Source organism: Litorilinea aerophila (assembly GCF_006569185.2).
Classification (GTDB): domain Bacteria; phylum Chloroflexota; class Anaerolineae; order Caldilineales; family Caldilineaceae; genus Litorilinea; species Litorilinea aerophila.
Genome location: NZ_VIGC02000025.1, coordinates 59,879 through 75,275 on the forward strand (window position 1 = coordinate 59,879; position 15,397 = coordinate 75,275).

The window sequence follows — 15,397 nt, forward strand, 5'->3', positions numbered from 1 at the left end:
AGGGCGGGTTTAGACCAGGGGCAGCCAATCCGACGGGGGCTCGATCACCGACTCCTGGCGGTCCAGCCGCTCCCGGATCAGGTTGGCCAACACTTCCACCCCCTGGGCAATCCATTCAGGGGGCTGAGCGCCAAAGCAGAGACGCAGATGGTAGTCGGGGCTGGGCCTGGTGAGGAAGACCTCGCCTGGGGCAAAGGCCCAGCCCTGCTGCAGGGCGGCCTGTTGGAGATCCGCCAGGGTACTCCGACGGGGTAGGGTCAGCCAGACACAGAAGCCCCCTTGGGGGCGGGTCCACTGGACCGCGGGGGGCATGTGATGCCTCAGGGCCGCCAGCAAGGCATCCCGGCGCTGGCGATACAGGGGCAACACCCGCCGCAGGTGACGTTTCAGCCCGTCCTCGTGGAGAAAACGCGCCAGGGCCCGCTGGAGCAACGGCGGACTGCAGAGATCCATCGCCCGGCGCAGGGAGAGCAGGCGCTCGTGGATCGGCGGCGGCGCCACCACGTAACCCAGGCGCAGGCCCGGCATGAGCAACTTGGAGAAGCCCCCCACGTGGATCACGCTTTCGCTCCGATCCAGGCTCTTCACCGCGGGCGGCGGCGGCCCCTCATAGCTGAGCCGCGCGTAGAGGTCGTCCTCCACCAGCAGGAAGCCGTACTGCTCGGCTAGGGCCAGCAGTTGCGCCCGACGGGCGGGTGTCGCACAGACGCCCGTCGGGTTCTGAAAGGTGGGCACGGTGTAGAAGAAACGGGGGCGCTGCTGGATGGCCAGACGCTCCACGGCCTCTGGGATGGGTCCCTCCTCGTCCAGAGGAACAGCCAGAGGCTGCACGCCGTGGGCCTTCAGGGTGTGCAGGAAGCCCAGATAGGTGGGCTGCTCCACCAGCACCGGCTCGCCGGGCCGGGCCAACGCCTGGGCCACCAGGGCCAGCCCCTGGGTCACGCCGGCCACGATCAACACTTCGTCTGGAGTGACCGCCATCCCCCGGTCCTGTAGAAGACGGGCTACTTCCACCCGGAGCAGGGGATCCCCCTGGGAGGCGCCATAGCGCACCATCTCGAGGGCCTCGCCGCGGCATTCATCCAGGGCCTGCCAGAATTCTTGGGCGGGAAAGAGGCTGGCATCGGGCGCGGCGTCGGCCAGAGAGCGCAACCCGGCAATCTGCCCCAACTGCAGGATGTCGTTGACCACCGCATCCGGCGTCAACTGGCGTCCCAGGCTCTGGGCCGGAGGGCGGGCCTCCACATGCCGGCTGACGAAGGTCCCCCGGCCCACGGTGGCTTCCACCAGACCCGCATTTTGGAGCTCATGGTAGGCCATTTGCACTGTGACCCGGGTGACCCCCAGGGTGCGGGCCAGCTCGCGGACGGTGGGCAGCTGGGTGCCGGCAGGCAATCGCCCCTGGACAATCTGGAGCTTGATCTGTTCTGCCAATTGTTGATAGAGCGCCGGTCCGGCCTGCCGGTCCAGCTTTAGGGAAAGGCCCAGGGCAATCCCTCCTTCCTGCAGATGGGTCTCTTGGGCAGATGGGCTGAAACAATTTGCAATTGTACTGGGACAATGGGGCCTGATCAAGGGACAATGTGTCCAGGGAGAGGAGTCCAATGTTTAGGGGCGAAGCGCGCGGTGTGGCCAGGGGGACGCGGACGCGTCCCCCTGACCCTGCCCCATCACAGGGGGCGTCGGGCCGTGATGGCGCTGCTGGTGAAGCGGCCCACCAGGGCCTCCAACACCGGCCGGGGCAATGGGTGGGTGGCCAGCTCTTCCTGGGGAGCCAGGTCGGCCAGGGTGTAACGATGTTGGACCTGAATCTCGATCTCCTGGAAGCCGGCTGCGTCCAGGAGCTGCCGGTACTGGTCCATGGTCAGCGCGCCGGCGATACAGCCCGCCCAGCTCAGGGCCTGGCGAATCTCCGCCTCGCTGACGGGCAGGTCCGCCAGGTCGCCGTCGATAACGATGTCCGAGATGGCCAGCCGGCCGCCGGGCCGGAGCACCCGAAAGGCCTCGTTCAAGGTCTGGTCCTTGTGGGGCGAGAGGTTGATGACGCAGTTGGAGAGGATCACATCCACGCTGGCGTCCGGCAAGGGGAGATCCTCAATGTCGCCCTTGCGGAATTCCACGTTCTGGATGCCCAGTCTGGCGGCGTTGCGGCGGGCCAGGGCCAGCATCTCGTCGGTCATGTCCACGCCATAGACGAACCCCTGGGGACCTACCCGCTGCGCGGCCAGGAAGACATCCAGGCCTCCGCCCGAGCCCAGGTCTAGGACCACTTCACCGGGCTGCAGGCCGGCCAGCGCGGTGGGATTGCCGCAGCCCAGGGAACTGCTGGCTGCCTCGGGGGGAACCAGGGCCAGCTCTTCCGGCGAGTAGAGGCTGCCGCAGCACTCATCTCCGCAACAGCTCTGTTCGGCCTGCTGGGCCCGGGCGCCGTAGTAGGCTCGGACGTTCTCTTTGATCGATTCGGGCGTGTTGGGCAGGTGATTCATGGTCATTCCTTTCTGTGATAGGTGGTAGACGACAGCGTTATGCTTCATCGGGCAGCAGGGAACCGAGCTGGCAGACCATGGCCTGGGCTGTCTGGGGGCAGGCGCTGACAAACTCCAGGGATGCCTGCACCGCCGGTTCCACCGCGTCCCGAGGGATGGGGGCAAAGCCATGTCGGACGAAATAGTCGACCGCGGTTTCGGTGAGAAGGTAGAGTTGTTGCAAGCCGCGCTGCCGGGCCAGCTCCAGGGTGGCCGCGGTCAGCCGGGCGCCAATCCCCTGATGGCGCCAGGGTGCAGCCACGGCCACCGAGCGCAGCAGGCCGCTCTGCCCGTAGATTTCCAGGGCGGCGCTGCCGACCAGTTCATCTCCGGCCCACGCCGTCAGCCCGGCTGCCACCGCTTCCGGGAAGCCCTCTTGGGGCAGCCCGCTGGCCTGCAACAGCGCCAGCACCGCCGGGACGTGCTCAGGCGTCAGGGGCTGCAGGGCCACCGGTGGCCCGGACGGTTGCCGGTGGTGGGGTGGGGGATGGGCGGGCACGGGGCGTTCAGGCGCTTCTCGCTCCATAGATGGCGTTCCTTTCATTGATAGATAGAAATATATCAATATATTCGACCTCAAAAAACCCGGCCTAGGGCCGGGCTGGTTGGGGCTTCCCAGCTCAGGCGGACACTTCCTCCGGCCGTTGAGCCGGTCCAGCCGCCAAATCGGCCATGAGCCGGTGCAGCTCCGCCAGGATCTCCGGGCGTGTGTGGTAGTAGACCCACACCCCCCGTTGCTCCGCTTCCAGCAGCCCTGCCTGGCGCAGGATCTTCAGGTGGTGGGAGATGGTGGGCTGGGACAGGGAAAAGTGCTGTTCGATGTCGCAGACGCAGACCTGTCCGCCGTAACGGCTGAGCAGATCCACGATCTGCAGCCGCACCGGATGGCTGAGGGCCTTGAAGAGGTTGGCCAGCCGGGTCGCCTCGCCCTCCTCCAGCCGCAACCCCGGCAGCAGATTGCAGCAGGCATCCGGCTGTCGGGTGGTCGGGCTGCTGGCGCTGGGTTTATCCGTGATATGTGTGCTTTCTGCGGTCATCTCGTTCATGGGTCCCAGGATACCCAATAAATTGAAGTTTGTCAATATCTCGATCTTGTGACTTCGCCGCTCGCCACGGGCTGTCCGGGTTCCCCATTCCCGGTGCCCTGTGCTAGAATGGCCCCAGATTGAGCCGGCGGAAAGGTCCAGGATGAATCCCATCACAGTTTCGGCGTTGACCACCCATATCGTGGCCCTGTTTGAGCGGGACGAGCTGTTGCGAGATGTCCAGGTCACCGGGGAGGTGAGCAACTGGAAACGGGCAAACAGCGGCCACATCTACTTCAGCCTGAAGGACCAGGGCGCCAGCATCGCCGCGGTCATGTGGCGGGGCAACGCCATGGCCCACAGCTGGCTCCCCCGGGAAGGGGATCAGATCATCGCCCACGGCTATGTGGGGGTCTACCCGGACCGGGGCGTCTACCAGCTCTACGTGAACCGCATCCGCCCGGCCGGCCGCGGCCAGCTCTATGCCCGCTTCGAGGCTGTGAAGCGCCAGCTGGAGGCCGAGGGGCTCTTCGCCCAGGAGCGCAAGCGTCCTATCCCGCCCTGGCCCTGCCGGCTGGGCGTGGTGACCAGCCCGGACGCCGCCGCGCTCCGGGACATTCTGCGGGTGCTGGCGGCCCGCTGGCCCCTGGTGGATGTGGTGGTCTTTCCCACCCTCGTGCAGGGGGGGGAAGCGCCGGCCCAGATCGAGGCTGCCCTGGCCACGGCCAACCGCTATCACCTGGAGGTGGAGGCCATCGACACCCTCATCCTGGCCCGGGGCGGCGGCAGCATCGAGGATCTCTGGGCCTTCAACGAGCCCCAGGTGGCCTACGCCATCGCCCACAGCCACCTGCCCGTGGTCACGGGCATCGGCCACGAGACGGACTTCACCATCGCGGACTTTGTGGCCGACCTGCGGATGCCCACCCCCTCGGCCGCGGCCGCCGCCGTGGTGCCGGACCGTCAGGAGGTGTGGGCCACCCTGGTCAACCGGCGCCGCCACCTGGATCAGCTGGTCAACCGGGCGTTGGCCCGCTGGCGGGACCAGACCGACCAGGCCAGGCTGCGTCTGCTGCGCCTGCACCCGAGCCGGCAGTTGGACCGGCAGCGGCAGGCTCTGGACGAGCGGGAGCGCCGGCTGCACAACGCCATCTGGAACCGCTTGCGCCAGCTGGCCGAGCGCAACCACGCGGCCTACCAGCGCCTGGAAGCCCTGAGCCCCCGGCGGGTCCTGCAGCGAGGGTATAGCATCGTTCACCGCCAGGACGGTCAGGTGGTCGTCGATCCGGCCATGGTGCCGGTGGGGGAGCTTCTTACGGTGCTGGCCGCCCGGGGCGCCTATCAGGTGCAGCGGGTGGAGAACGCCCCCGAGGCTCCCAACCGTTGAAGTGACCTGCGTTGAGGTGACCTGCCCTTTGCGAGGAGATCGCTCAATTCTGGCGTGCGTAGAGGGTGTACAGGGCCTGCCGGGCCTGTTGATAGTCTGGGGCCAGTTCCAGGGCCTGGCGGTAATGGTCCATGGCTGCCTCCCAGAGGCCCTGCTTCTCGCAGATCTGGCCCAGATGGTAGTGGGTGTAATGGCGGGCTTCGAAGCGCCGGGCCTGGAGGGCCTTCTGGAACCAGGGGATGGCCTCTTCCCAGCGCTCTTGGGCCATGAGGTAGGTGCCCATGTCGTGGTAGGGGTTGCCGAAGTCGGGGTCCAGGGCGATGGCCCGCTGACATTCGGCCATGGCTGCTTCGTAGAGGTAGAGGTTGGCGTAGATGGAGCCCAGGAAGGTGTAGGCCTCTGCCGTGGGGAAATAGGCAATGGAACGGCGATAGGCCGCCATGGCACCGGCCCAATCTCCCTGGGTTTGCAGGCGATAGGCCTGGTTGAAGGTTTCCCTGGCCTGCTGCCAGGCGCGACGTCGATCGTCGGGCAGTTTGTCCGGTGGCTGCAACATGGAGCGTACTATGCCACACTCCCCAGAGGGGTGTCAAAGCTTTGAGGAGTCAAGGATGGCTTGGACGAGGATTTTGGGGCGCCGTGTACACCGGCGCAGCGGTTGGATGGTTGTCGTGTTGGGGGCTGCCCTGCTGTTGAGCGGCTGTGGCTTCCTCTTCGGTGGTGCCGGGCCCGAGCCCACCCCGACCCCTCGGCGGGAGCTGGTTCCCACCTTTACCCCCACGCCGGCAGATGCCGCTCCCGCCCAGGAGCCAGCGGCGCCGGCTGTGGCCCAACAGGAAGCGCCGCCCACGCCGGTCCCCACGGCGACACCCCGGCCGGACGAGCCCACGCCCGAGCCGCCGCCGGCGGTTCCTACCGACACGCCCACCCCCACGCCTGCCCCTGCGCTCCCCAAATTGACCGTGCTCATCGAGGCGGCCAACGTGCGCAACGGGCCGGGTACCAGCTACGGCCTGGTGGGCGCGGTGACCCGGGATCAGCAGTTTGACATCGTGGCCCGCAACCCAGAGGGGACCTGGTGGCAATTCTGCTGTGTCAACGGCCAGCAGGGCTGGATCTTCGGCGATCTGGTTCAGGTGGAGAACGGGGACAACGTCCCCGTGGCGGAGAACATCCCGACGCCGCCGCCTGTCGTCGCGGCTCCACCGCCGCCCACGGATACGCCGGCCCCGGCTGCCGCACCGCCACCTGCGGCCGATCCGTGTGCCAACATCGGTGGGGATGGCTGCAAATTCAAGGTGCGGGAGGGACCCAAGTTCGGCAACAATGGGGGCATGGAGTTGAAGCTCCAGCTCTTCTTCATCCACAGCGGCATCGATGGCGGCCAGCCCCAGGGCAGCTACTTTGTGGTCCTGATCAAGGATGGCGTGAAGTTGCCCATCGGCGACCATGTGCGCAGCATCGCCCTGAACAAGAGCGACGGTCCCCTGGGCCCCTACAACTACGAGTACAAGCTGGGGCTGGACCAGCTCCCCGGCAACACGGTGGCCGGCAACTACGTCATGTACGTGTTGGACGGTAACGGCGAGCGGGACAGCCAGGATTTTGCCTTCTCTGTGCCGGAGGGCCAGGGGGAGATCTGGCTGGTGTGGGACCAGGGGTAGGTTCCACCGGTCATGTAGCGTATCCATGCCACGGCCAGGGGCGAAAGTCTCGGAGCGAAAGGAGCGGCCGGCCATGTCCCACCTGATCACCACCCTGGGGCCCAAGAGCGAAGCGGAGCTGGGCATGATCCTGCCCCATGAGCACATCTTCGTGGACCTGGGACCCATCGAGGAGGCCAACTACCGCCGGGCTCGACCGGAGGAGGTGATCCCGGTCATGGCGCCGGAGATCGAGAAGATCAAGGCCCTGGGCGTCACCGCGCTGGTGGAGTGTACGCCCGAGGGGGTTGGCCGTCGGGCTGACATCGACCTGGCCGTTTCGGAGGCGACTAATTTCCCGGTGGTGGTGCCCACGGGCATTTACCGGGAGCCCTGGGTACCGCCCTGGGCCCAGGCGGCCACCGAAGATGAGCTCTACGAGTGGATGTTGCAGGAACTCACGGAGCAAATCGGGGATACCGGCGTGCAGGCCGCCTGGATCAAGATCAGCGCCGGCGACGACGGCATCACCCCCTGTGAAGCCAAGATCCTGCGGGCTGCTGCCCGGGCCGGCGCAGCCACGGGCGCGGTCATCGGCTCCCACACCATCCGGGGGCGGGTGGTGTGGGAGCAGTTGGATATCCTGGAAGAAGCTGGCTACACCCCCGAGCGCTTCATCTGGATCCATACCCAGGCGGAGCCGGACTTTTCCCGCCACCTGGCCGTGGCTCGCCGGGGCGCCTGGATCGAATATGACGCCATTGGCAGCGAACGGTACAGCGACGAGTATTTCATCCACCACATCCGACAGGTGCTGGAGGCCGGTCTGGGGGATCATCTCCTCTTGAGCCACGACCGGGGCTGGTATGACCCCTCCAAACCTGGCGGCGGCACCCCGAAGCCCTACACCTATCTCAGCCAGGTCCTGTTGCCCAAACTGGAGGCGGCCGGTCTGGATTCGGCCACCCTGCGCCAGTTAACCCACACCAACCCCTTCCGGGCCTTCGCCCGCTGACTCCCTCCTCTCCCCACAATCTAGGTCCGGCCGCCCGGCCCGACAGGAGGGCATCCGTTGCCTTTCCTGTCCCCGACGGGCATGGGTGCCCCGTCGTAGGCGCAGCCCGCAGCTGCGTAGCCGTCGCCGCTCCTTCACCTGCCCGGATCTGGTGCCATCGTGCGGTTAGAAACCGCACCTACGGTAAGGCCCGCCATCCGCGCGGATTGAGTGCCCCGTCGTAGGCGCAGCTCGCAGCTGCGCAGCCATCGCCGCTCCTTCACCTGCCCGGATCTGGTGCCATCGTGCGGTTAGAAACCGCACCTACGACCAAGGCCGCCATCTGCGCGGATGGGGTTCAATAGGAACGGAGGGCGGGTCTCCGGCCCGCCAAGGAGGCCGGATCTGGGGATACCGACGCCCGTGATCTAACCCCAGATTGTTCGTGTAGACCAAAGTGGCCGTAACCATACGGACCTGGCAGCCGTCATGGAAAATGTAGGGCTTACAATCTGTTCAAATTGTGTTGACAATCCGCATCGACTACCCTATAATATGTCAACATCAAAAAGATGAACGGGATTTATGACCGGTAACAGTCAATATAAATTGAAGAACGGGGAGAGGCAGACGGCCCAGCTCCTGATGAACCGCAAGCAACTTCCACACCATCGCCGAAAATCCGGCAGGCATCCTCTGAAACGGCTTCCCCAAGTTCGATGGGGCCCGGTGATCTTCCTGTCCTTGATGGTCTTGCTCGGCAGCATCCAGCGCCACGAGCTGCCCATCTATGCCCAGGGCTCCCCCGATCCACGCTGGACGCGCTTCACCCAACAGTCCGACCGGCTGGCTTCCAACAACGTCTGGTCCATTCTGGTGGATGAAGGGGCCCTATGGTTCGGCACCGACAACGGCGTCAGCCGCTTCGACGGCACCTGGACCACCTACCCCAGCCTGGGTGAGAATGCCCAGACCAATGCCGAGGGACTTCCGGACCTGGGGCACTTTACCCCCAATGGTCTGACCCTGGCGCTGGCCCGGGATCCGGAGAATGGTCATGTCTGGGCGGGGACGGACACGGGCAGCGTGGCCCGCTGGGACGGGGATACATGGCACCTGGTGGCCCAGTTCCGTTCACCCGTCCATGTGTTGGTTGCTTTCGGCGGACGCCTCTGGGTGGGGACCGATCAGGGGCTCTACAGCGTGGCGAATGGGAATGAGGCCACGCCAGCGACCGCCCTGGGCGAGCAGCCCATCTACGCCGCTTTGGCCGCGGACGACGTCCTCTGGCTGGGCGCCCTGGATGGCCTGTGGCAATACCGGCAGGGGGAGTGGCGGCAGATTGCCAGCGACCAGCCCTACTTTTCCGCCGGTGTCTATGCCCTCTGGATCGATAACCTGGGGCGCATCTACGCCGGGACCCCCTTCGGCCTGGTCTGGGGCTGGTCCTTCGGATCCAACTGGCACCTGGTGGAGACCCTGGACGAGCTGAGCAAGCCGGCTCTGGTCCAGGCTCTGGCCGGTGACTTTCAGGGGGATGTGTGGGCCGCCACCGACGGGGCCGGCGCAGTGGTCTATGACCCCCGGCAGGATACCACCCGGGCCTATGGCATCACCGGCGATCCCAACCTGACCACCCGTTTTGTCCGGGATGTGGCCGTGGACCAGGATGGCTCTGTCTGGTTTGCCACGCCGGCTGGCGTCTTCCGCTATCAGAAGCAGATGTGGTTCAACGACGAGCAGGGCAGTTCCCTGGACGATCCGCTGAACTACATCAACGACCTGCTGGTAGCCCGGGACGGCACCCTTTGGATTGCCACCGGCGGGGCGGGGGTGCGCCACAAAGTAGGCGTCACCAGTCGGGACCGGGTCTTCGGCCCGGAGGATGGCGTCCCCAGCAGCGTCCTCACCCTGGCCGAGGATAGCCAGGGGGGCATCTGGATCGGGACCTTCGAAGGGGTGCGCCGTTTTGATGGGGAAGCCTGGCAGGAGCCCATCGCAGCCGAGGCGTTGCCCGCCCCGGTGATCGCCTCCCTCCTGAACGAAGGCGACAGCATGTGGATCGGCACCGTCGCCGGCCTGGTCCACTACGACGTGGTGACCGGGGAATATACCCCAGTATCGGAGCTGGCCGGCCACAGCATCGAGGCCATGGCCCTGGATTCCATGGGGCGCCTCTGGCTGGGCACCCGCGGGGATGGCATCTTCCTGCGTCAATCGAATGGCAGTTGGCGCCAGTTCCTGTATGACCCCAACGACCCGGACAGCCTGCCCGGGAATTTCATCGAAGGCAGCGGCCTGGCCCCGGACCCCAAGGTGGACGGCGGCATGTGGGCCATCGTTTCCCAACAGGGGCTCGTCCACTGGGATGGCCAGCGCTGGAGCCTGGCCGATCCCAGCAACCAGTTGCCCAGCAACCTCCTCTGGACCGTCTACACCGATCCCGTGGATGGTTCCCTGTGGATCGGCAGTGAGGCCGGAGTTTCCCACTTTGACGGCCTGACCTGGGGGACCTTCAACACCCAGGACGGCCTGCTCAGCCCCATCATCTACGCCATCGTGCGCACCGAAGAGGGCGGCTATTGGATGGGTGGGCGGACGGGCCTCTCCTACTACCGGCCCGATCACACCCCCCCGTGGATCCGCATTGGCCTTTTGACCGGCAATTATCAGCGGGCAGCCAACGGCGAGCTCCAGATCACCCTGGGTGACGATCTCATCGTCAACTTTACCGCTGGCGATCTCCAGACCCCGGTGGAAAAGCTGAAGATCCTCTACCGGGAGACAGGCCCCCAGCATTTTTACGACTGGCGGGAGATCGCCGGAGATTTCCTGCAGGTCAACTTCCAGGAGACGGGGGAGCACCTTCTGGAGTTCTGGGCCCGGGACCAATCCTTCAACTACTCGGCCATCGCCACCCAGCGTATCACCGTGATCCCACCTCCCCAGCGGGTGAATGTCCCCCTCCTGGGGCCGGTGGAGCGGGAAATCTTCCAAACCCTGCTGATTTTGGGGGCTGTGGCCCTCTTGGGCGCCGGCTATGTGAGCCTGGAGATCATCCAGAATCGGCGGCGTAGCGCTGAAGCGGTGAGCCGGGGCTACAACCCCTACATCAGCGGCGAGCCCGTGCGCCGGGACGACATGTTCTTCGGCCGGCGGGAGCTGGTCCAGCGCATCGTGGATACCCTGCACAACAACAGCATCATGATCCACGGGGAGCGGCGCATCGGCAAGACGACCCTCCTCTACTACCTGGTCAACGTGTTGCGGGATGTGGACGATCCCGAATATTGGTTCGTGCCCATCTACATCGACCTGGAGGGGACGCCCCAGGAGGAGTTCTTCCACCTGTTGATGGAGGAGATCGCCCACGGGATAGCCGCCCTGCCGGAGGCGGAGGAGGAGCTGATGCCCACCCTGAACGCCCTCCGCTATCTGACCACGCCCGCGTCCGCTTACACCGACCGGGATTTCAACCGGGATCTGCGGGAGGTGATAGAGCTGTTACAGGGCTATGCCCAGCGACACCATCCGGGCAAACAGCTGCGCCTCATCCTGCTGATGGATGAAATGGACGTGATGAGCCGCTACGATCACCTGATCCAGCAGCAGCTACGCCGCATCTTCATGCGGGAGTTCGCGGCCACCGTCGGCGCCGTGGTGGCCGGCATCCAGATCAGCAAGGAGTGGGAACGGGTGGAGAGTCCCTGGTACAACCTCTTCAACGAAATTGCGCTGGAGCCCTTCAGCCGGGAGCAGGCCATCGAGCTGTTGGTGGAGCCGGTGCGCGGCTACTACACCTATGACCCGGCCGCGATTGAGTTCATCCTGGACAAAAGCGAAGGTCGGCCCTTCCGGATCCAGCAATATGGTCTGGAGGCCGTGAACCACATGCTGGCCGCGGGCCGCCGGCGCATCCGGCTGGAGGATGCCGAAGCAGCCCACGAGCATATCCAAAACAACACCAGCCCGCTGCCCCAGCCCCCCGGCAGCGGCCCGGAGACGGCCACGCCCCCGGATACGGGCGCCCAGCCAAACGGCGTGCAGGGGACAGAGGCTCAATCCGACCATGCCAGGAGCTGATCCAATCCTCCAATCCCAGGCTGGAAAGAGCATTGATCATGCGTAATCCATACATTGTGGGCCGTTGGGTGCGTGGCTCCAATCACTATGGACGACAACGCCTCATCCAGTATCTGTTGGAAAGCCACGATACGGCCACCTGGATGGTGGGCACCCGGCGCATGGGCAAGACATCGGTCCTGCGTCAGCTGGAGTTGCTCACCGACCGGCCCGAGAGCGAACTGGTGCCCCTTTTCTGGGATCTCCAGGGCTGTGGGAGCATGGAGGATCTCTCCTACGAGCTCAGCTTCGCCCTGGAAGATGTGGCCGAGCGCTTCGCGGCCCACCAGATCGATGTGGAAACCCTCGCCGGTCAGGACGCTGTCACCATCCTGCGGCGCCTGGCCCGGCAGCTCAACCAGCAGGGCAAGCGTCTCTTCCTGCTGGTGGACGAAGCCGAAGTGTTGCTGGAGATCACCGACCGGGAGCCCCAGGGGTTGGCCCGTCTGCGCAAGGCCTTCATGGAGGGTCGCCAGCGCACCATCATCACCTCCACCAAGCTGCTGGCCCGGCTCAACGACCTCAGCGCCGGCTGGACCACCAGCCCCTTCCTGTTCGGCTTCAGCCTGGTGAACCTCTGGAAGTTGGACGTCAACGCCTCGGTGGCCCTCATCCGGCAGACCCAGTCACCGGAGCCGGTTCAGGTGGACGACCAGACGGTGGAAGACATCCTCACCCACACCAACCGCCATCCCTACCTGATCCAGTACCTCTGCCAGCGGCTCTTCCAGGTATCCGAGGCAGGCCAGGGCTATCTCCGCCCCGTGGAGGACGAGGACCTGATGGCAGACCACATCCTCTCCGGCTTCTTCCAGATCGATTTCCGCTACCTGACCACCATCGAGCGTCGGCTGTTGCTGGCCGTCGCCCAGATGACCGTGGCCCGGGAGACCGATATCCTGGCTGCCCTCAGCGATGAGGCACCGGCTCGGATCAAGATGTTCCTCTACGGGCTGGATAAGTTGGGCTATCTGCGGCAGGTCTACGGCCAGTGGGCCCTGGGCAACGAGTTCCTGGCCCGCTGGGTGCGGGATCATCTGGAGGAGCTTCGCCACCAGCTTGACTCTAACATCGACGAAGCGGCCCACGAGCGCCTGCTCACCATCGGCCATCAGACCGAGCTTGCCTACCTGCAAGGGGAAGTGGTCCGTCTGCAGCAGGAATTGGCCGCCCTGCGCAGCCGGCAGACCCCTCACCTGGACCGGGCCGAGGCCCGATACCTGGCCCAGGAGATCGCCCGGGTCGCGGCCGACCTGGAAGATGCCCGCAGCGAACTGGCCCGCATTCGGCTGGATCGGGGATAGTTGTTATCTCGGCAATTTTAGTTAAGCCCTTGCCCTTCTTGTTTGGGCTTTGTTTCGGCCTTCACGTATAATTTGAAAGGTGCCTTCTCGCCAATTCCTGTCGAGGGGCGCAGCGGCCCTACCGGTTCAGGGCCCGAAATCGAATGCGGATGCAGCCATTGTGGCTTGAAACGTCTGGCTGAGCCTGCCAGGCAGCCGAACGTTTCTGGCCTTCTTTTTTATCCGGTGTCATACCCATGGAGCTGTCGATACCTTTAGTCGACCTGAAAGCCCAGTACCGAACCATCCAGCCGGCCATCGATGAAGCCATCCAGCGGGTGCTGGCGTCGGCCAACTTCATCATGGGCAGCGAGGTGGCCGCCTTCGAGGAGGCCTTTGCCCGCTACTGTGGCGCAACCCACTGCGTAGGCGTCAGCAGCGGCACCGCCGCCCTGGAGCTGACCCTGCGGGCCTACGGCATCGGACCAGGGGATGAGGTGATCACCGTGGCCCACACCTTCATCGCCACCGCCGAGGCCATCAGCGCAGTAGGGGCCCGCCCCGTCTTTGTGGACATCGACCCGGCCACCTACACCCTGGATCCGGACTGCCTGGCCGCAGCCATCACCCCGGCCACCCGGGCCGTCATCCCCGTGCACATCTACGGCCAGCCCGCGGATATGACCCGCATCAACGCCATCGCCCGAGAGCACCATCTGGTGGTCATCGAGGATGCGGCCCAGGCCCACGGGGCCACCTGGGCCGGGACTCCCGCCGGTCACCTGGGACACGCGGCCTGTTTCAGCTTCTATCCCGGCAAAAACCTGGGCGCCTATGGCGATGCTGGCGCCGTGGTCACCGACGATCCAGCCGTGGCCGAGGCGGTGCGCCTGCTCCGCAACCACGGCCGCCATTCCAAGTACATCCACGAGCAGAAAGGCTTTGGCCATCGCCTGGACGCCCTGCAAGCGGCCATCCTGCGGGCCAAGCTGCCCTACCTGGACCGGTGGACCGCCGCCCGGCGTCGCCTGGCGGCCCGCTACACCGCCCTCCTGGCTGACTCGTCCCTGGCGCTGCCGGCGGAAGCCCCCGACGCGGCCTCGGCCTGGCATCTCTACGTGGTGCGGAGCGAGCAGCGGGACGAGTTGCTGGCCTTCCTCAACGCCCACGGCGTCGCCGCGGGCATCCACTACCCGGTGCCCCTCCACCTCCAGCCGGCCTATGCGGACCTGGGTTACGGGCCCGGCGACCTGCCGGTGACCGAGGCGGTAGCCGCCACCTGCCTGAGCCTTCCCCTGTATCCAGAGCTGTGCGACGAGCAGCAGGATCGGGTGGTGGAACTGCTGTACGCCTTCGAGGCGGAACGGGAACAGGGAAACCCAGGATGAACCGAGAAGCGATGGCCCACTCCCACCCCGAGCCCACCGCCACGCTCCACGAACTCCAGGAGCCGCGCAAGGAAGCCCCGACCGAAGCTTCCCCCTACCTGAGCGTGGTCATCCCGGCCCGCAACGAGGAGGGAACCCTGGGCCAGGTGGTGGAGCGCTGCTTCGCCGCTTTCCAGGAGCTGGCCTGCACCGGCGAAGTGCTGGTGGTCAACGACGGCAGCACCGACGGCACAGCCGATGTGTTGGCCGCCCTCCAGGACCGTTTTCCCACCCTGACCGTCTTCACCCATCGCCGCAGCCAGGGCATGACCGCCGCCCTGCGCCACATGTTTGCCGCCAGCCGGGGGGAAATCGTCATCCTGATCCCGGCGGACATGGAGTCGGACCCCCTCCAAGACATCCCCGCCCTGGTGCGCCACCTGGAGGCCCACAACCTGGACGCAGTGGCGGGGTGGCGCCAGGGGCGCAAGGACGGCAAGGTCTTCGCCAGCGCCATCTACAACCTGGTCATGCGCACCATGGCCGGCGTCCCCGTCCACGACGCCAACTGGATCAAGGCCATGCGCCGGGAGGTGATCGACAGCCTGCCGCCCCTGCGCAGCGACTGGCACCGTTTTCTTCTCATGATCGCGGTGCACCAGGGCTTTCGGGTGGGGGAAGTGCAGACATCGTACCGGCCCCGGCCCGCGGGCAGCAGCAAGTTCGGCTGGGAGCGGATTCCCATCAGCTTTCTGGATGTGCTGGTGGTCAAGTTCTTGCTCACCTTCAGCCAGGCGCCCATGCGCTTCTTCGGTGGCCTGGGCCTGGCCGGCATCGCCGTGAGCCTCCTCACCTTCCTCTACCTCACCGGCCTTTACATCTTCGCCGATACCCAGAAGCGCCCCATCTTCATTGCCGCGGGCATCCTGGCCATCATCGGCATCCTGCTTCTGCTGGTGGGCTTCCTGGCGGAGCTCATCGTCAGCCAGGGCGAGCGCATCGCCGAGCTGGAAAAACGCCTCCTCCGCCGCGACCCGGAATAACACCCCCC

The 15,397-nt window shown here is 65.7% G+C and carries 12 protein-coding genes; 7 read left to right on the plus strand and 5 right to left on the minus strand.

The window, feature by feature from the left end:
- Positions 1-9: 9 nt before the first annotated feature.
- The 4 genes from pdxR to FKZ61_RS17515 form a co-directional block, all read right to left on the minus strand.
- Complete coding sequence (gene pdxR, locus FKZ61_RS17500; RefSeq protein WP_211358617.1) at positions 10-1,434, minus strand: MocR-like pyridoxine biosynthesis transcription factor PdxR; 1,425 nt, start codon at positions 1,432-1,434, stop codon at positions 10-12.
- A gap of 236 nt (positions 1,435-1,670) precedes the next feature.
- Entirely contained in the window at positions 1,671-2,486 is an 816-nt protein-coding gene (gene arsM / locus FKZ61_RS17505) for an arsenite methyltransferase (protein WP_141611427.1), read from the minus strand.
- Positions 2,487-2,523: 37 nt separating this feature from the next.
- The gene (gene arsN2 / locus FKZ61_RS17510; RefSeq protein ID WP_141611428.1) at positions 2,524-3,051 is read right to left on the minus strand and encodes an arsenic resistance N-acetyltransferase ArsN2; all 528 of its coding nucleotides are present in this window, start codon (positions 3,049-3,051) and stop codon (positions 2,524-2,526) included.
- A gap of 94 nt (positions 3,052-3,145) precedes the next feature.
- The gene (locus tag FKZ61_RS17515) at positions 3,146-3,571 is read right to left on the minus strand and encodes an ArsR/SmtB family transcription factor (RefSeq protein WP_326838573.1); all 426 of its coding nucleotides are present in this window, start codon (positions 3,569-3,571) and stop codon (positions 3,146-3,148) included.
- Positions 3,572-3,713: 142 nt separating this feature from the next.
- Between FKZ61_RS17515 and xseA the strand changes: the two genes are divergently transcribed.
- A complete protein-coding gene (xseA, locus tag FKZ61_RS17520) occupies positions 3,714-4,937 on the plus strand; it encodes an exodeoxyribonuclease VII large subunit (RefSeq protein ID WP_141611430.1) in 1,224 nt (407 codons plus the stop codon).
- A 43-nt stretch (positions 4,938-4,980) separates the two neighbouring features.
- Here the strand turns inward: xseA and FKZ61_RS17525 are convergent, their stop codons facing one another.
- Positions 4,981-5,493 carry a tetratricopeptide repeat protein gene (locus tag FKZ61_RS17525; RefSeq protein WP_141611431.1) on the minus strand — a complete coding sequence of 171 codons (513 nt, stop codon included), beginning with the start codon at positions 5,491-5,493 and terminating at the stop codon, positions 4,981-4,983.
- 106 nt (positions 5,494-5,599) lie between these two features.
- On the opposite strand from FKZ61_RS17525, the gene FKZ61_RS24070 reads away from it, so the two are divergent.
- The 6 genes from FKZ61_RS24070 (at position 5,600) to FKZ61_RS17555 (ending at position 15,389) form a co-directional block, all read left to right on the plus strand.
- Complete coding sequence (locus tag FKZ61_RS24070; protein ID WP_170199916.1) at positions 5,600-6,601, plus strand: SH3 domain-containing protein; 1,002 nt, start codon at positions 5,600-5,602, stop codon at positions 6,599-6,601.
- Between the two features lie 73 nt (positions 6,602-6,674).
- A complete protein-coding gene (locus FKZ61_RS17535) occupies positions 6,675-7,595 on the plus strand; it encodes a phosphotriesterase family protein (RefSeq protein ID WP_141611433.1) in 921 nt (306 codons plus the stop codon).
- A 726-nt stretch (positions 7,596-8,321) separates the two neighbouring features.
- Positions 8,322-11,657: a two-component regulator propeller domain-containing protein gene (locus tag FKZ61_RS17540; protein ID WP_229964304.1), complete on the plus strand. Its 3,336-nt coding sequence runs from the start codon at positions 8,322-8,324 to the stop codon at positions 11,655-11,657.
- A 38-nt stretch (positions 11,658-11,695) separates the two neighbouring features.
- A complete protein-coding gene (locus FKZ61_RS17545; RefSeq protein ID WP_141611435.1) occupies positions 11,696-13,000 on the plus strand; it encodes an AAA family ATPase in 1,305 nt (434 codons plus the stop codon).
- 236 nt (positions 13,001-13,236) lie between these two features.
- On the plus strand, positions 13,237-14,367 hold the full coding sequence (locus FKZ61_RS17550) for a DegT/DnrJ/EryC1/StrS family aminotransferase (RefSeq protein WP_141611436.1): 1,131 nt from the start codon (positions 13,237-13,239) through the stop codon (positions 14,365-14,367).
- The gene (locus FKZ61_RS17555; protein ID WP_141611437.1) at positions 14,364-15,389 is read left to right on the plus strand and encodes a glycosyltransferase family 2 protein; all 1,026 of its coding nucleotides are present in this window, start codon (positions 14,364-14,366) and stop codon (positions 15,387-15,389) included. Before FKZ61_RS17550 ends, FKZ61_RS17555 begins: the two co-directional genes overlap by 4 nt.
- Positions 15,390-15,397 lie beyond the last annotated feature (8 nt).